We start from the raw sequence: 16642 nt of genomic DNA, 5'->3' as shown, positions 1-16642 counted from the left end.
GCCATGGAATTTTTCCGGATCAAAAAAGATATTCCCTTCATGCGCCATGCATTGGTGCTTAATGCGATTTCTTTAGTTACTTTTTTAGCTGCAGTCTTTTTCCTCTGGCATAACGGCCTGCATCTCTCCATCGAATTTACTGGTGGAACGGTGATGGAAGTCAGCTATCCACAAACTGCGCCTTTGGACTCCATTCGCACCAAGGTTGAGAAGCTGGGCTATGCAGATACTCAAATTCAGAACTTTGGTAGCTCACGCGATGTCATGATTCGCCTACCATTGCAAAAAGATGCTGAAGGCAAATTGATTTCTTCTGCTGATCAAAGCACGGCAGTGATGCAAGCGCTTGAACCAGCAACGACTGGCGTGAAATTGCAACGCGTTGAGTTTGTTGGCCCACAGGTGGGTCAAGAGTTGGCTATTGACGGCTTAAAAGCACTCATCTTTGTAATCATTGGCATCGTGGTGTATCTATCCTTCCGCTTTGAGTGGAAGTTTGCGCTTGCCGGCATCATTGCGAACTTACATGACGTTGTCATCATCCTGGGCTTCTTTGCCTTCTTCCAGTGGGAGTTCTCCCTCTCAGTGTTGGCGGCTGTTCTCGCAGTTCTAGGGTACTCAGTAAACGAATCTGTGGTGATCTTTGACCGTATTCGGGAGAACTTCCGCAAATATCGCAAGATGAATACTCGTGAAATCATTGATAACGCAATTACAAGCACTATCAGCCGTACCGTAATCACTCACGGTAGTACTGAGATGATGGTCCTGGCAATGCTGGTCTTTGGTGGTCCAACGCTCTTCTACTTTGCTTTAGCGCTGACCATTGGTATTTTGTTTGGTATTTACTCCTCAGTCTTCGTGGCTGCTGCATTGGCCATGTGGCTTGGTGTGACACGTGAAGATTTAGTGAGGGGCGATAAAAAACCTGATGATGATGCCCGCAAAGATGATCCCAACTACGGAGCACGGGTCTAACTCAGTCTTTTAGTTCAGCGTAAGTTTTGTTGCTCAAGGGCAGCTAATATTCTATTAGTTGCACCTTGGTGTTCAGTTGAATAAGCCTTAGCAGCGGCGCCCATCTTCGCTAACTCAGCAGTATTCAGAAGCAATGCTTTCAAGGCCTCCATTAAGGCTATTGGCTCCGTTAAAAGTAATTCGCCATGAATGCGTTTAGCAGCGCCACTATCAATCGCATCTAAGGCAGCCTGTTGAAAGTTATAGGTGTGCTCACCCAAAAGAACAGGGCATCCTGCTGCACATGCCTCAATCAAGTTTTGACCTCCAAAGGGCAGTAAGCTTCCGCCCATTAGCACTAAGTCAGAAGCACTGTAATACATCGGCATCTCACCCATGGAGTCACCCAGAACAACATCCAATCCAGCGCACTCACTCGGAGTACCAGGCCACTCGCTACGACGGCGAAATCTAAAGCTAGCATTATTAATTTGATCTGCTACTTCTGTGAAGCGCTCGGGATGGCGCGGTACCAAACAAAGCAGAGGTGGAATTGGAAATGCATTACTTAGGAGTAAATCTTTCCAAGCCTTCAGAATGATGGCTTCTTCTCCATCGCGCGTGCTCGCTGCACACACCATCAAGCGATTTCCTGCATGTAGTTCCCTCTGCCATTCCTTACCCTCAGCAAGCAATTTCGGATCGAGTGGAACATCAAATTTCAGATTGCCGGTAATAACAACATTTTTAACGCCTAGGCTGCGATAACGCCCTGCATCAAACTCAGTCTGCGCGAGGATTCCCGCAAAGGCTTGAAATAATGCACGCCCCGCTTCACCAAATCGATTAACGCGTCTGGCGCTTCGCTCGGAGAGGCGAGCATTTACTAGAAATAGGGGTAAGCCAATTTCTTTGCAACGAAAGACCACCGTCGGCCACGCCTCGGTTTCCATGAAGAGGCCAAACTTTGGCTTAAATGTTTTCAAGAAATGCTCTACAGACCAGCAAAGGTCGTAAGGTAAATAAACTTGACGCATTTGCCCAGCAGCAATCTCGTTAGCAAATAACTGCTTGCCAGTACGGCGGCCATTCAAAGTCATGTGGGTGAGCAAAATAGATTCGCCCTTAGCTAAATAAGCCTCAATCAAAGGTTGTGCAGCGCGCGTCTCACCAACTGATACCGCATGAATCCAAATAGAGCCCAGAGCAATAGGCTTGCTGTAGCCAAAGCCCAATCGCTCAGGAATGTGATGAAGATAGGAGAAGGCATGACGTGCACGCCAAGCTAGACGTATAAATGCTAATGGCAATAAGAGGTGCCATAGCAATTGATAAGCAGCAAACCAGATCCGGGGACGCGCCCCGTATTCTGAATTGGGAGTCAAGCTCACTTTTTGAGACGTTCGGTCAACTCGACCGCCTTACCTAAGTAAGAAGATGGTGTCATCTCCAACAAACGTACTTTTGCATCCTCAGGAATCTTCAAACCACGAATAAAGGTTTGCAGGTCTGCTTGATTAATCCCTTTGCCACGAGTCAATTCTTTTAACTGCTCATAGGGATTCTCGATGCCGTAACGGCGCATCACCGTTTGCACTGGCTCAGCCAATACTTCCCAACAAGCGTCCAAATCAGCAGCGATTGCAGCATGATTTACCTCTAACTTACCAAGGCCGCGCAAGGCGCTGTCATAAGCCAGTACGCTGTGGCCAAAAGCAGGGCCTAGATTGCGCAAAACAGTGGAGTCAGTCAAGTCGCGTTGCCAACGAGAGATTGGTAATTTTTCTGCAAGGTGGCGCAGCAATGCATTAGCAACACCCAAGTTACCTTCAGAGTTTTCAAAATCAATCGGGTTCACTTTATGCGGCATCGTCGATGAACCGATCTCACCTGCTTTAGTGCGCTGCTTAAAGTAACCAACAGAGATGTAGGCCCAGAAGTCGCGATCCATATCCAAAAGAATCGTATTAGCGCGAGCAATCGCATCAAAGAGCTGAGCCATACCATCGTGTGGCTCAATTTGAATGGTGTAAGGATTGAACGTTAAACCTAGACGTTTCTCAACCACACTCTTGGAAAAATTTTCCCAATCAAAATCAGGATACGCTGACATGTGAGCGTTGTAGTTACCCACTGCGCCATTCATCTTGCCCAGCAAAGGAGCTGCAGCGATAGATTCGATCGCACGCTCTAAACGCTTGGCAATATTGGCAATCTCTTTACCCAAAGTGCTTGGGGAAGCTGGCTGGCCATGCGTGCGAGAGAGCAAAGGTACTTTAGCGTTCTCAATCGCGAGATCGGTCAATACTGAAAGTACTTTTCTGAGTTGGGGCAAGAGCACCTCATCGCGGGCACCACGTAACATTAAACCGTGAGAAGTATTGTTAATATCTTCTGATGTGCAGGCAAAGTGAATGAACTCACTTGCTTTCAACAAATCTGGTCGTCCAGCAACTTTTTCTTTTAAGAAGTATTCAACCGCTTTTACGTCGTGATTCGTTACTGCTTCGATATCTTTGATGCGCTGAGCATCTGCATCAGAAAAGTTTTCTGGGAGCGAAAGCAAAAAGGCTTCGTCAGCAGCATTAATTTTTGGAACATCAGGCAAGCCGGCAGCAGCCAAAGCCAAGAGCCAATGAATCTCCACAAAAACACGTTGGCGCATAAAAGCGGCCTCCGAAAGCCAGGGACGTAAGGCATCCAGTTTTCCGGCGTAACGGCCATCTAAGGGGGAAAGGGCATTGAGGGTTGAAAGCGGCTGACTCACGAATATTGCCTTTGCATTGAATATGTCAATAAAAGCTGATTTTAATGCGTTCTGGAGTACAGCAAAGCCCAAATAGGATGGCTATACTTGAGCCCATGAAACTTATCGGATCCCTTACCAGCCCCTATGTACGTAAAGTACGCATTGTTTTTAACGAGAAAAAGGTCGATGTTGACCTCGAATTAGAGAATGTTTGGGCTGCAGACACCAAAATAGCCCTTACCAACCCCCTGGGGAAGGTTCCCTGCCTCATGGCTGACGATGGAGAGGCTATTTATGACTCCCGCGTCATCGCCGAATACGCTGATGGCCTAAGCCCAGTCAGCAAGCTCATTCCGGCTGATAACCGTGAGCGCGCAGCCGTGAAAACCTGGGAGGCACTGGCAGACGGCGTGATGGATGCCGGCATTTTGGCCCGTTTAGAGCGCACCTTGCGCCCAGCAGAACAACAAAGCCAAGCTTGGTATGACCGCCAGATGGGCAAGATTAATGACGCCCTACGTCAAATGTCTGAACAGCTGGGTGGTAATGCTTGGTGTCACGGCAATCAAATCACCTTGGCAGATATCGCCGTAGGTTGCGCAATCGGATATTTATTGTTTCGCTTTCCAGAAGTGAAATGGCAAACCCAATACCCAAATTTAGATCGTCTGTATCAAAAATTATTACTGCGACCTTCTTTTATTGAAACCGAACCACCGGCTGCTTAATTAACTTGCCGCTGAATAAAAAATGCCAATCAAAACTGATTGGCATTTTTGTATCTGCTACTTGCTAATGAAGATTATGCAGAAATAATTCCGCCACCCAAACAAATATCTCCGTCATACAAGACAGCAGATTGCCCTGGAGTAACAGCCCACTGCGCTTCTGGAAAACTTAAGTCGAAGCTTAGTGCTTCAGCACCAGCACTCAAAGTACAAGCAGAGTCTGCTTGTCGATAACGAGTCTTAGCAGAATAATTTCCGGGTGTTGGTGAAGCACCAGAAACCCAACTGGCATCCATCGCAGCAAGCTGATTAGCCAATAGCCACGGGTGTTCGTGGCCTTGCGCTACATACAGAGTGTTATTTGGAACATCCTTGCGCGCCACATACCAAGCGTCACCATTGCCATCTTGACTGCCGCCCAAACCAATACCCTTGCGCTGACCTAAGGTGAAGAAGGCTAAGCCCATATGCTCGCCAACTGTTTTACCTTCTGGGGTTTTTATCGGGCCAGGTACGCGCGGTAAATAGCGATTTAAGAATTCTCTAAAAGGACGTTCACCAATAAAGCAAATGCCGGTGGAGTCTTTCTTTTTAGCATTGTGCAAACCAATTTGCTCTGCAATTTTTCTGACTTCTGTTTTTGGAATTTCTCCAAGTGGGAACATCACATTTGCCAATTGTTGCTGCGTTAAGCGATGCAAGAAATAACTCTGGTCTTTACTGGCATCGACAGCTTTCAACAACTGCACCCTGCCACCTTCATGACGAACGCGCGCATAGTGACCGGTGGCAATAGCATCCGCACCCAAACTCATGGAGTGATCTAAGAAAGCCTTGAACTTAATTTCGGCATTACATAAGACATCGGGGTTGGGCGTTCGCCCTGCGGCGTACTCGCGTAAGAAATCAGCAAATACGCGCTCACGATATTCGGCAGCAAAATTGACTGCTTCAACGTCTATTCCGATCATATCGGCGACTGAAACCACATCGAGCCAGTCTTGACGAGCAGAACAGTACTCGTCGTTATCGTCATCCTCCCAATTTTTCATAAAAAGGCCAATAACTTCAAAGCCTTGCTCTTTGAGCATCCAGGCAGCCACCGACGAATCTACCCCCCCAGACATGCCAATAACGACTTTCTTGGGCTGGGAGGACGGGATTGAGGAAGAATTGAGCGGGATCATCAAAAAATGCGAGAATTCAATATAAGCTTACAGGCCATATTGTAGAAGTCTTAGCCTGATTTCACAGAATTTCGGGCAAAAACCAAGCAAAAGGACTTAGGGGTGAGTAAATAGGCGCAACGAGCCCTATTTAACTAAAATAGATTTTTTATAAATTTTTGCTTTTGGAGACATGCCATGCGCATAGGAGTGCCACTGGAAACAAGGCCCGGGGAAACTCGAGTAGCCGCCACACCAGAAACCGTTAAAAAATTAATTGGTCAAGGTCATACCGTCGTCATTCAAAAAGACGCCGGAGTAAAAGCCAGTCAACCTGACTCCGCATACGAATCTGTCGGCGCAAGCATTGGTAGCGCTGCAGATGCGTTTGGTGCAGAGATCGTTCTTAAAGTACGTGCGCCCGAGGCAGCCGAACTTAAACAGATTAAATCCGGTGCCGTTCTTCTGGGCATGCTCGATCCGTTTGATAACGACATGATTGCAGCCATGGCTGCTCAAGGTGTTACTGCATTCTCTTTAGAGGCTGCACCACGCACAACACGCGCACAAAGCATGGACGTCTTGTCTTCCCAGGCAAACATTGCTGGTTACAAAGCAGTATTGGTTGCAGCTAACGAATATCAACGCTTCATGCCAATGCTGATGACTGCTGCAGGAACTGTTAAAGCAGCTCGCATACTAATCTTGGGTGCTGGTGTTGCAGGCTTACAAGCCATTGCCACAGCAAAACGTCTTGGCGCCGTGATTGAAGCATCTGATGTGCGCCCAGCAGCGAAAGAACAAATCGAATCATTAGGCGCCAAGTTTGTTGACGTTCCTTATGAAACCGATGAAGAGCGTGAGATTGCCCAAGGCGTTGGTGGCTATGCTCGCCCAATGCCTGAAGCTTGGATGAAGCGTCAAGCAGCCTTGGTTGCAGAGCGCGCTCAACAAGCCGACATCGTAATTACCACTGCATTGATCCCGGGGCGTAAGCCACCTGTTCTTTTGCATAGCGATACTGTTGCCAATATGAAGCCAGGCTCGATCGTAATTGACTTAGCTGCAGGCAAAGGTGATAACGGTTCAGGTAACTGCCCGTTAACGCAAGCAGATAAAGTAATTGATGTGAATGGCGTGAAAATTGTTGGCTACACCAACTTAGCTAGCATGGTTGCAGGAGATGCTTCTGCACTGTACTCACGTAACTTGCTCGATTTCATGAAACTCATTGTGGATAAAGAAGCCAATTTAGTCATCCCAAGTGATGATGACATTGTTACTGCTTGCTTAATGTGTCGTGATGGCCAAGCCATCCGCAAAAACTAATAGTAAAAATACTAAGGAAACACTATGGATCTCGCTGCCTTTCAAAGCATCCTCACCGTTCAAAACATTACTGTGTTTGTATTGGCCATTTTTGTTGGCTATCACGTAGTTTGGAACGTTACGCCAGCATTGCATACGCCTTTAATGGCGGTGACCAATGCCATCTCCGGCATCATCATCGTTGGAGCATTGCTCCAAACTGAAGTTATCGGTGGCGATGAAATCACTCTCACCAGCATCATTGGTGCAGTGGCGGTATTTCTCGCGTCTATCAATATTTTTGGTGGCTTTATGGTCACCCGTCGCATGCTTGAAATGTTCAAGAAAAAAGCTCCTAAAGCTGATGCGGCTGGAACCAAATAAACCTAGAACAAGACCTATATAGAGACCAAAACTATGTCAAACATAACCGCTATTTCTTATCTCATTTCATCGGTGTTGTTCATCCTCGCTTTGCGTGGCTTGTCTTCACCAACCACTTCACGTCAAGGTAATACTTTTGGCATGATTGGCATGTTGTTAGCCGTTGTCACCACTTTCTTCATTCCCGACTTCAAGCCAGTCGTCTCGTTGATTGGTGTTGCGGTTGTGGCTGGCGCCATCATTGGTACGCTCGCTGCTAAGCGCGTGCAAATGACCAAGATGCCTGAGTTGGTTGCTTTGATGCACTCCTTCGTAGGTTTATCGGCCGTATTAATTGCGATTGCTGCTGTATTTAATCCAGCGCATGACCATACTGGCGCACAGAAGATTGAACTTTTCATTGGCGCGTTTATTGGTGCCATCACCTTTACTGCATCTGTCATTGCATTTGGTAAGTTATCCGGCAAAGTCAGTGGTAAGCCAGTTACTTTCGCTGGTCAACATTTGCTGAATTTGATTTTGGCCGTCTCAATGGTTGGCGCTGGTATTGCTTATTACATGGGTGATAGCCACGCAGCTTTCTTGGCAATGTGTGCCGTTGCTTTGGTATTGGGCGTGACCTTGATCATCCCTATCGGTGGCGCTGATATGCCAGTGGTTGTATCAATGCTGAACAGTTATTCTGGTTGGGCAGCGGCTGGTATTGGCTTCACCTTAAACAACCCAGTGTTGATTATTGCGGGTGCTTGCGTAGGCTCATCCGGTGCGATTCTTTCATACATCATGTGTAAGGCAATGAACCGTTCCATTCTGGCTGTATTGCTCGGCGGCTTTGGCGCTGAAGCTGCTGCCGGCGGTGGCGATGATGGTGGCCCTAAGAATTACAAAACAGGTTCACCAGAAGATGCGGCGTTCCTCATGGAAAATGCTGACACTGTAATCATTGTTCCAGGTTACGGCTTGGCAGTGGCTCGCGCTCAACATGCCCTCAAAGAATTGACTGAAAAGTTAACTCATCATGGCGTGACTGTGAAATACGCGATTCACCCAGTGGCAGGCCGTATGCCTGGTCATATGAACGTACTCTTGGCTGAAGCTGAAGTTCCATACGATCAAGTATTTGAGATGGAAGATATCAATAGCGACTTTGGTCAGGCTGACGTAGTGTTAGTCCTTGGTGCGAATGACGTGGTGAACCCTGCTGCACGCACTCCAGGTAGCCCAATTTTTGGCATGCCGATCTTGGAAGCATTTAAAGCCAAAACTATCATCGTGAACAAGCGCTCTATGGCAGCTGGTTATGCCGGCCTAGATAACGAGCTCTTCTATATGGATAAGACCATGATGGTCTTCGGTGATGCGAAGAAGGTGGTTGAAGAGATGGTCAAGGCGGTTGAATAAGCCTGAGTCAAGAATCATCAAATAATTAACCGCCTTCGGGCGGTTTTTTATTACACTAAGCAAACTCCTTAATTAAAGCGAAACCATCTTATAAGAGCTTGCTATGCCAAATTTCGTTGGGAATCACCTAAATATTGTTAAAGATGCCCTCCTAATATTTTTTACCTCTATCCTGGCATTCTTATTGATAGGCTGGATGTTTGGGAGATACCGCCTGCTTCGCACGGATAAGGTAATTGTTCGAGATTCTTTGGCAGCTTCCATCTTTGGATTATCGGCACTGGTTCTCGGTTTTACATTCTCGGGTGCAAATGAGCATTTTGATAAGCGCATTAGCCTCATACGCGCACAAGCAGATGCCATTAGCCAAGTCTACCAATCGAGCAAGTACCTTAGCCCAAAAGATCAGATTGAAGTACACAACTCTCTTAAAGTAATTCTTGCAGATCGTCTTGCTTTGTACAAAGAGGTTAATACATTCGACGACTTGAATGAAAACATCACTCGCCTAGGCAATAAGTTAAATGAGTTTAATGAATTAATGATGCTGAGTATTCCTCGCGCGCCCATTGGCAACAGGGAATTGGCAGACAAGATCTTGAGACCCCAAGCCGATAATCTCACGGTAGTCTTGAGGGATGGAATGTTGAATGCAAGACATCACCCCCCTGTAATTCTTGAGCGCTTCTTATTTGCCCTACTATCTATTAGCGCACTCTTAAGCGGCTATGCTATGGCAGTCAAGAATGAAGAAGATTGGTTTTTAACTTTTATCTACCTTGGACTGATGGGCTTCGCTCTCTATGTGATCTTCGCATTAGAGTTCCCGAACGAATTATTTCCGTACGACTCCTTTAACGCAGACTTATTGAGAGCTCAAACTCTAATGGAATAAGCTGCCGTGCAAACTATCTTCTCTGGTAGCTATTGAGTAAATTGTCCTGCAGTACATAGGCAATGCCATTGACTACCAAAGAAAGGTCTTGATCGAGTACGCGGCTTCGGTAAGTCCAACCAGCGGGTAATTTCAACTGCTCACTCAGTACCGGTAGATCTTTCATACTGAGTGCAGGATTCACAATCTGTGAGTACGACTGCATAACATAAACCTCTCCTGCGGGAGAGGTAAGCTCGTATACAGCACTACCGGCTCTATATACAAAATTGGTAGTGCGGGTAACTTCATTTGGGCTGTACTGCTTACTACCCATCAATTGCTTAAGCAAACTCACTTGCACAGTTGCTCGCAAATTCATCTCGATGCCACCAAAAGATTCTTTTACGTCATTGACAGTAGTTCCTGCCGCTTGTATTTCATCCATAGTCCAATAGCGAGGACCATTTAACAAAACAAATGAGGCATCAAAAGACTTCTCAATAGATTCCTTGGTCAAAGTCTTCCACTGGGCTTCAGGGCAAAGATTAAGCCCTTGCGTATTAAATACCTTTACTTCCAAATTGAGCCAAGCTCGCTTGCCTACCAGAACTTCGCAATAACGCTGATTACGTAGATTTGAGACGCTTTTCTGAAATACTGGCTGAGAGTCAGCTGATTGAGCGAGTGAAGTCCCGCAAAGAAGAGTGGAGCTCAGTAAGAGTAAACCCGCTGAAATGAGGAGAGTTGCTTGATTGCGACCAGTCATCTTGACGCCCGTTCCAGTGGTAATGTTGGGTACAGCTTACTCCTATAAATAAAAAGCGCCTGGTCTTTTGAACCAGGCGCTCTTATTTCTACAGCCAGATGGCTGAGGAAAGTAACGGCTATTACATCATGCCGCCCATTCCACCCATACCACCCATGCCGCCCATATCAGGCATACCACCAGCAGATTCATCTTTTGGTGCTTCAGAGATCGCGCAATCGGTTGTCAACAACAAGCCAGCAACAGAAGCAGCATTTACTAATGCAGTTTTTGTTACCTTAGTTGGGTCGATAACACCTTGTGCAACGAGGTCGCCGTATTCACCAGTAGCAGCGTTGTAGCCGTTATTGCCTGTACTTGCTTGTACTGCATTAACAACCACACCAGCATCTTCACCAGCGTTGCTAACGATCGTACGCAATGGCTCTTGCATAGCGCGCAATACGATGCTGATACCAGCGTCTTGATCGGCGTTATCGCCTTTCAAGCCTTTGATACCTTGCATTGCACGAATCAATGCTACGCCACCGCCAGGAACAATGCCTTCTTCAACAGCTGCACGAGTTGCGTGCAATGCGTCGTCAACACGAGCCTTCTTCTCTTTCATTTCCACTTCAGTAGCAGCACCAACACGAATCACTGCAACACCGCCAGCCAACTTGGCTACACGCTCTTGCAATTTTTCTTTGTCGTAGTCGCTAGTAGCTTCTTCGATCTGAACACGAATGTTCTTCACGCGAGCTTCGATTGCTTTAGCATCGCCAGCACCGTCAATAATGATGGTGTTTTCTTTACCTACCTCGATGCGCTTCGCTTGACCTAAATGCTCAAGAGTTGTTTTCTCGAGTGTGAGGCCGATTTCTTCAGCAATTACTGTGCCGCCAGTCAAAATCGCGATGTCTTCCAACATGGCTTTACGACGGTCACCGAAACCAGGAGCCTTAACAGCACAAGTCTTGATGATGCCGCGGATGTTATTGACGACTAAAGTTGCCAAGGCTTCGCCTTCAACATCTTCTGCAATGATCAACAATGGACGACCAGACTTCGCTACTTGCTCGAGAACTGGGAGCAAATCACGGATGTTGGCAATCTTCTTGTCAAACAAGAGAACGTATGGGCTTTCCAATACGGCAACTTGTTTTTCTGGTTGATTGATGAAGTATGGAGAGAGGTAACCGCGGTCAAACTGCATACCTTCAACTACTTCAAGCTCGTCTTCTAATGACTTGCCATCTTCAACAGTGATAACGCCTTCTTTACCTACTTTTTCCATTGCTTCTGCAATGCGCTGACCAATGCTGTGGTCGCTGTTTGCAGAGATAGAACCTACTTGAGCGATTTCTTTAGTAGTGGTGCAAGGCTTGCTGATTTTTGCGAGTTCTTGGATAGCGGCTGCAACAGCCTTATCAATACCACGCTTCAGGTCCATTGGGTTATGGCCTGAAACAACATACTTCATACCTTCGCGAACGATAGACTGAGCCAATACAGTAGCGGTAGTTGTACCGTCACCAGCGATGTCAGCAGTTTTGGAAGCAACTTCCTTAACCATCTGCGCGCCCATATTCTGGAGCTTGTCTTTGAGTTCGATTTCTTTTGCTACGGATACACCGTCTTTAGTAATTGTTGGTCCACCGAATGAACGCTCAATCACCACGTTGCGACCTTTTGGTCCCAAAGTTGTTTTCACTGCATTAGCAAGAATGTTGACGCCTTCGACCATCTTGGTGCGGGCGCTATCTCCAAATACAACGTCTTTTGCTGCCATGATTAAATTCCTCTCTTAAATACCGAAATTACTTCTGTACAACAGCCATGATGTCGTCTTCACGCATCACGATGAGTTCTTCGCTGTCAACTTTTACTGTTTGACCTGCATATTTACCAAACAACACGCGATCGCCTACTTTGACGTCAGGTGCGTTTAATTTGCCGCTGTCATCACGTTTACCTGGGCCTACTGCCAATACTTCACCTTGATCAGGTTTTTCTGCAGCAGCGTCAGGAATGATGATTCCGGAAGCAGTTTTTGATTCTTGATCTAAACGCTTGATGATTACGCGATCATGTAAGGGACGCAAATTCATCTCTTCTCCTATGTTAGTAAGTGTTAACTATTTAAATAAACTATATAAATCAATGCTTTATAATCTCTTCACACGGAAGCCAAGGGTTATTTAGGTATAAATCGCCTCTTTAGCACTCGCATGTAGGGAGTGCTGATTATATAGGTCTGATTCCCTGGATTTCAAGGGCGGATCACCATAAATTCTTTAAGGATTTAGCCTATTTTTATAATAGGGACAGGCTGGTAGGTCAATTCCTACAGATAAATCAGCCTAAAGCCCTTACCGCTCCAATCCGTCCTGCCTAGACTGGATAGTCACCGATTGGAGAATGCTGATGAGCCCGAAATCCCGGCTGTACACGCTTGTAAAGGCATGGAAGAACAAACCCTTCCAGGAAGTACGAGACGCCTGTGGCGATCCCTGGCTTGGCCTTAGTAACCAAGCCCTTGAAGAACACCAATCCTGGTCTAAACGACAAGCGATTAGTCATGAACCCATTTTTAACTGTAAGGGAACCAAACTGACAGGATCTTTATTTAGACCATTACTGACTACCTCTGATATGCAATTGCTACGCCTTTTTATGGAAGGCCTAGACACCATTGCCTATTGGTATCGCAGTGGTCGTTTTATTCCTGGAATTTTGCCAATACCAACGTATGCCATAGCGTCAAGCGGCTACGTGGATGCCATGAGTGAGCTGATTCTGAACTCACGTCTACCAGTGGGCTTGGTCAGTATCGGCATTCAAACTATTCCTGAGCCCGACAGCGCTGATGCTTGCAAAGAAGGATTACTTCGTTTGCGACGGCTTGGTGTATTACTACATTTCCTCACATTCACCGGAAGCATTGAAGAGTTGCAGTGGATCACGGAGATGCAATTGGAAGGTGTTCATATTGATATGAGTCAAATGCGTGAGCGTGAGATGGCAAGTGATGCCCTTTCTCAACTCAGGCAATCACCCTACTCACCTACACAAATTTATGCCAGCAATATTGGATTAGTAAAAGATTTAGAAAATGCCTCCACTTTGATTGCCGACCATTCCTATGGTGGTCTCATGATGTCGCCTGTAAGCCGCCATCAGATGCTGCAGATTAACGATAGCCGTATCGCTAAAGCCATTTTTTCGCTGCACCCTCATCAACACCCAAACCAAAACGGAGACAAGTAATGAGAAAACGCGTGATGTTGGTAGATGACCATCCGGCAATGCTGATGGCTCTTAAAAGTATGTTGCAGGACCAGTTGCTATTTGAGATCGCAGGGCAAGCTCAGAATGGAGAGGAGTGCCTTAGGTCCATGAAAGAGGTGAACCCCAATATGGTGATCTTGGATCTCGATATGCCCAAGACGGATGGCTTTGATGTTATACGCCGTATCGGATTAATGTATCCCGAAGTTCGAATGCTGGTTCTTTCCAGTATGGACGAGGCTGTTTATGGCGGGAGAGTGCGCTCATTAGGTGGACATGGTTTTGTAAATAAAACTGCAGGTGCAGATGTCATCCTAGCCGCCTGCGTTGCCATATCCCAAGGCTATAACTTTTTCACTCATGGCAAAAATGGCAATAGCTCATTAAGTGACAACGATAAGCTTGCGTTAATTTCTGATCGTGAGTTACAGGTTATGAAATATCTGGGCAAAGGGAACTCAAACCAACAAATCTCTGAAATGCTACATATCAGCAATAAGACAGTAGCTACTTATAAGACCAGAGTCTTTGACAAGCTGGGCATTAACAATATTGCAGACTTGATTTTGTTCTGTCGTATGAACAACATTATCGAAAGCTAATTCAGCATGCGTCGGTCCATCACCCGTATTGCCGTTTTTATCCTATTCAATGGGATATTAAGCAATGCCTATGCGAACTTACTGAACCCAGCAGAGCAACGGTGGATCGATGCCCATCCCATAGTACGTTTTAGTATTCATGAAAAATATGCGCCTTACTTAGATGTGCATGAAAAGGGTGAATCTGGAGTTTTCCATAGCTTTCTAAGAAAACTTGGTGAATTTACCCACCAAGAGTTTTTACCGACGTGGCGTAAGAGTGATCAGGAGGGACTTGAGCAACTAGCCAATGGAGAGGTGGATTTCATCATTGATCCGCCCGCTATAGATGATGAGTATCTGAAATTTGGGTCCTTATCAGAAGCAATCTTTTGGGGGCATGACGCTATTCTGACTAAACGGTCCAAAAACGATGCGCCTATTGAGCCAATTAATATCGCCTACTTTGACCGTGGCTTTGAAAATCCACCAATACCCAATCACCCCCAAGCCAGCGTATCCGGCCATGCGGAAAAATTAATATTTGATCTCCTCAAAAACGATATTGAAGCGCTTGTCTTACCGCTTCGTCTTGCGCAACAACTCATTCAGAAATTAAACGCAGACAAGTTACAGGTTGACGGGCTTTACAGTAGAGAGCCCTTTGAATATCGCTGGCTTATCTCGAATCAAGATGAAGCTTTGCATGGAGTACTTGAGCAGTTTCTCAATAATCTAGATCCAATCGCATCACGAGATCTTTTTAACATCAACGTGTGTACTTTTGAAAGAGGCCACTCATCCCCACCCAACCATTTACCTTGGCTCTCCACTTTGGCAATCCTACTGATAGGCTCTACCTTGCTTTGGCGCATGCATCAGAGACAAACAATTCAAAAACAAGAAGCGAAACATCTTATTTCATCGAAAGAGCAGGCAGAAAATGCAAACGCCGCAAAGTCTGCCTTCCTGGCCACCATGAGCCATGAAATTCGCACGCCAATGAATGCCATTTTGGGGGTGCAAGAGTTATTGCTCAGCAGCTCCCTACCTGCAAATGAAAAAACTTTACTGAAGAGCGCACACTCATCAGCAGAATCTCTTTTGGGAATCCTAAACCAGGTTTTGGATCTTTCAAAGATTGAGGCAGGCAAGCTCACACTCAATATTGAGCCTTGTAATCTCAATGCTTTGATTGATGACATCGATTCGGCATTCTCAACGGTTGCCCATAGGCAGAGTCTCAAGCTATATACCTCCAAAGATCCACGCATTGCAGAAGTTTTATTGTTAGATTCTTTGCGTCTACGTCAAATACTGCAGAACTTGATTAGTAATGCTATTAAGTTCACTGATCATGGTGAAATCTATTTCTCTATCAGCGTGCTGGCAGATGATCATGCGGGACAATTAGTTGAATTCAGAGTCATTGATACCGGTGTTGGCATGGGTACAGAAGAGATTGCCATAGCACTCCAAGCTTTTGAGCAAATACCAGGCAATACCGAACAAGCGAATGGCACTGGTCTTGGCCTTACCATTACCAACCACTTAGTTACCTCCATGAACAGCCAACTTTACTTTGAGAGCGCACCTGGCTTTGGTAGCAATATTCATTTTTGCGTTGCATTTCCACGCACCAGCATTGCTGCAAACAGAGCCTCAAGACCTGAACATAGCAATATATCCAGAAAGCTAGTCTCCAAGCATGCTCAAAATAATGAGTCCTCATTACAAGCATTAGTTGTTGAAGATCATGCTGCAAGTCGCCAAATTATCTCGCTTCAACTTCAAGCCTTAGGGATTGAAGTATCGGTTTGCGATAACGCCACCACAGCTCTGGATCTCATCAGTCAACGGCATTTTGATCTTCTGCTAACCGATCAATCTATCCCAGGCATGCAGGGTTCAGAGCTTGCCAAGCACATACGTAATACAGGCAATCAAGATCTCATCATCATCGGCATTACTGCAGATATCTATGCCCTAGATTCACGCCATCAATTCTTGGAGGCGGGCATGAATGGTGTCCTGATCAAACCTTTAAGTCTCATGACTTTAGAGAATGAGCTGTCACGCTATTTCCAAGTCGAAGAATTAACTGAGACTACAACTCAAACTGGAGGTCTGGAGGAGTATTCATTTGATGCCTTTGGAAACCTCCTCAGAAATAGCCCAGAGTACATTCTGGTGATCTTGGAAGAAATTAAAAAGGTGCATGATGAGACCCTACTCACCCTAAGAAATGAAGCCGTAGATGAAGGCGCCTTCAGAAACATGGTTCATAAAGTCAAAGGAGGGGCTCAGCTCCTCAATGCCAAAAACTTTACTAGGGCATGTGAGGTCCTGGAGCAAGAGAAGAATTTAGATGCTCGAATTACCACCTTTATTCAATTACTGGAGGACCAAAATCTAATTATTACTAGGTATCAATCTCAATATGCAAAGCTTTAAT

General features: G+C 45.9%; 15 protein-coding genes. 9 read left to right on the top strand and 6 right to left on the bottom strand.

The window, feature by feature from the left end:
• Window positions 1-3 precede the first annotated feature (3 nt).
• Window positions 4-978: a protein translocase subunit SecF gene (gene secF / locus ICN34_RS01115; protein ID WP_216120363.1), complete on the top strand. Its 975-nt coding sequence runs from the start codon at window positions 4-6 to the stop codon at window positions 976-978.
• Between the two features lie 14 nt (window positions 979-992).
• Here the strand turns inward: secF and ICN34_RS01110 are convergent, their stop codons facing one another.
• Window positions 993-2348: a 3-deoxy-D-manno-octulosonic acid transferase gene (locus ICN34_RS01110; RefSeq protein ID WP_216120361.1), complete on the bottom strand. Its 1356-nt coding sequence runs from the start codon at window positions 2346-2348 to the stop codon at window positions 993-995.
• Window positions 2345-3724 (bottom strand): adenylosuccinate lyase, encoded by a 1380-nt coding sequence (gene purB / locus ICN34_RS01105; protein ID WP_216120359.1) that lies wholly within the window; start codon window positions 3722-3724, stop codon window positions 2345-2347. Before purB ends, ICN34_RS01110 begins: the two co-directional genes overlap by 4 nt.
• Window positions 3725-3819: 95 nt before the next feature.
• Between purB and ICN34_RS01100 the strand changes: the two genes are divergently transcribed.
• Window positions 3820-4434 carry a glutathione S-transferase N-terminal domain-containing protein gene (locus ICN34_RS01100; protein ID WP_216120357.1) on the top strand — a complete coding sequence of 205 codons (615 nt, stop codon included), beginning with the start codon at window positions 3820-3822 and terminating at the stop codon, window positions 4432-4434.
• Window positions 4435-4508: 74 nt separating this feature from the next.
• On the opposite strand, the gene mnmA is transcribed toward ICN34_RS01100, so the two are convergent.
• Entirely contained in the window at window positions 4509-5621 is a 1113-nt protein-coding gene (gene mnmA, locus ICN34_RS01095; protein WP_216120355.1) for a tRNA 2-thiouridine(34) synthase MnmA, read from the bottom strand.
• 177 nt (window positions 5622-5798) lie between these two features.
• Between mnmA and ICN34_RS01090 the strand changes: the two genes are divergently transcribed.
• From ICN34_RS01090 to ICN34_RS01075, 4 genes are all read left to right on the top strand, one after another.
• Window positions 5799-6929 carry a Re/Si-specific NAD(P)(+) transhydrogenase subunit alpha gene (locus ICN34_RS01090; protein ID WP_216120353.1) on the top strand — a complete coding sequence of 377 codons (1131 nt, stop codon included), beginning with the start codon at window positions 5799-5801 and terminating at the stop codon, window positions 6927-6929.
• Window positions 6930-6953: 24 nt separating this feature from the next.
• A complete protein-coding gene (locus ICN34_RS01085; RefSeq protein WP_011903634.1) occupies window positions 6954-7292 on the top strand; it encodes a proton-translocating transhydrogenase family protein in 339 nt (112 codons plus the stop codon).
• Between the two features lie 33 nt (window positions 7293-7325).
• Window positions 7326-8693 carry an NAD(P)(+) transhydrogenase (Re/Si-specific) subunit beta gene (locus ICN34_RS01080; protein ID WP_216120351.1) on the top strand — a complete coding sequence of 456 codons (1368 nt, stop codon included), beginning with the start codon at window positions 7326-7328 and terminating at the stop codon, window positions 8691-8693.
• A gap of 103 nt (window positions 8694-8796) precedes the next feature.
• Window positions 8797-9588, top strand: coding sequence for a hypothetical protein (locus tag ICN34_RS01075; protein ID WP_216120349.1), 792 nt, complete (start codon window positions 8797-8799; stop codon window positions 9586-9588).
• Between the two features lie 13 nt (window positions 9589-9601).
• Here the strand turns inward: ICN34_RS01075 and ICN34_RS01070 are convergent, their stop codons facing one another.
• From ICN34_RS01070 to ICN34_RS01060, 3 genes are all read right to left on the bottom strand, one after another.
• Window positions 9602-10336 (bottom strand): hypothetical protein, encoded by a 735-nt coding sequence (locus tag ICN34_RS01070; RefSeq protein ID WP_216120347.1) that lies wholly within the window; start codon window positions 10334-10336, stop codon window positions 9602-9604.
• Between the two features lie 121 nt (window positions 10337-10457).
• Window positions 10458-12107, bottom strand: a complete 1650-nt coding sequence (gene groL, locus ICN34_RS01065) for a chaperonin GroEL (RefSeq protein ID WP_072582791.1) — start codon at window positions 12105-12107, stop codon at window positions 10458-10460.
• A 28-nt stretch (window positions 12108-12135) separates the two neighbouring features.
• Window positions 12136-12426 (bottom strand): co-chaperone GroES, encoded by a 291-nt coding sequence (locus tag ICN34_RS01060; protein ID WP_072582790.1) that lies wholly within the window; start codon window positions 12424-12426, stop codon window positions 12136-12138.
• A 316-nt stretch (window positions 12427-12742) separates the two neighbouring features.
• Between ICN34_RS01060 and ICN34_RS01055 the strand changes: the two genes are divergently transcribed.
• From ICN34_RS01055 to ICN34_RS01045, 3 genes are read left to right on the top strand one after another with little or no spacing between them, the layout of a single operon-like run.
• The gene (locus ICN34_RS01055; protein WP_216120345.1) at window positions 12743-13585 is read left to right on the top strand and encodes a diguanylate phosphodiesterase; all 843 of its coding nucleotides are present in this window, start codon (window positions 12743-12745) and stop codon (window positions 13583-13585) included.
• Window positions 13585-14208, top strand: a complete 624-nt coding sequence (locus ICN34_RS01050) for a response regulator transcription factor (RefSeq protein ID WP_072582788.1) — start codon at window positions 13585-13587, stop codon at window positions 14206-14208. The genes ICN34_RS01055 and ICN34_RS01050 overlap by 1 nt, the downstream gene beginning before the upstream one ends.
• A 6-nt stretch (window positions 14209-14214) precedes the next feature.
• Window positions 14215-16641 carry an ATP-binding protein gene (locus ICN34_RS01045; protein WP_216120343.1) on the top strand — a complete coding sequence of 809 codons (2427 nt, stop codon included), beginning with the start codon at window positions 14215-14217 and terminating at the stop codon, window positions 16639-16641.
• The last annotated feature ends 1 nt before the right edge of the window (window position 16642 follow it).

Origin of the sequence: Polynucleobacter sp. Tro8-14-1 (assembly GCF_018881655.1) — a bacterium.
Taxonomy (GTDB): Bacteria; Pseudomonadota; Gammaproteobacteria; order Burkholderiales; family Burkholderiaceae; genus Polynucleobacter.
This window is presented reverse-complemented; position numbering and strand designations above follow the sequence as displayed.

Bases quoted from the DNA above. Each gene is read 5' to 3' on its own strand.
- mnmA (WP_216120355.1), bottom strand. From the start codon at position 5,621: ATGATCCCGCTCAATTCTTCCTCAATCCCGTCCTCCCAGCCCAAGAAA.
- ICN34_RS01080 (WP_216120351.1), top strand. From the start codon at position 7,326: ATGTCAAACATAACCGCTATTTCTTATCTCATTTCATCGGTGTTGTTC.
- ICN34_RS01060 (WP_072582790.1), bottom strand. From the start codon at position 12,426: ATGAATTTGCGTCCCTTACATGATCGCGTAATCATCAAGCGTTTAGAT.
- ICN34_RS01075 (WP_216120349.1), top strand. From the start codon at position 8,797: ATGCCAAATTTCGTTGGGAATCACCTAAATATTGTTAAAGATGCCCTC.
- groL (WP_072582791.1), bottom strand. From the start codon at position 12,107: ATGGCAGCAAAAGACGTTGTATTTGGAGATAGCGCCCGCACCAAGATG.
- ICN34_RS01100 (WP_216120357.1), top strand. From the start codon at position 3,820: ATGAAACTTATCGGATCCCTTACCAGCCCCTATGTACGTAAAGTACGC.
- ICN34_RS01085 (WP_011903634.1), top strand. From the start codon at position 6,954: ATGGATCTCGCTGCCTTTCAAAGCATCCTCACCGTTCAAAACATTACT.
- ICN34_RS01050 (WP_072582788.1), top strand. From the start codon at position 13,585: ATGAGAAAACGCGTGATGTTGGTAGATGACCATCCGGCAATGCTGATG.
- ICN34_RS01055 (WP_216120345.1), top strand. From the start codon at position 12,743: ATGAGCCCGAAATCCCGGCTGTACACGCTTGTAAAGGCATGGAAGAAC.
- ICN34_RS01090 (WP_216120353.1), top strand. From the start codon at position 5,799: ATGCGCATAGGAGTGCCACTGGAAACAAGGCCCGGGGAAACTCGAGTA.
- ICN34_RS01045 (WP_216120343.1), top strand. From the start codon at position 14,215: ATGCGTCGGTCCATCACCCGTATTGCCGTTTTTATCCTATTCAATGGG.
- ICN34_RS01070 (WP_216120347.1), bottom strand. From the start codon at position 10,336: ATGACTGGTCGCAATCAAGCAACTCTCCTCATTTCAGCGGGTTTACTC.
- secF (WP_216120363.1), top strand. From the start codon at position 4: ATGGAATTTTTCCGGATCAAAAAAGATATTCCCTTCATGCGCCATGCA.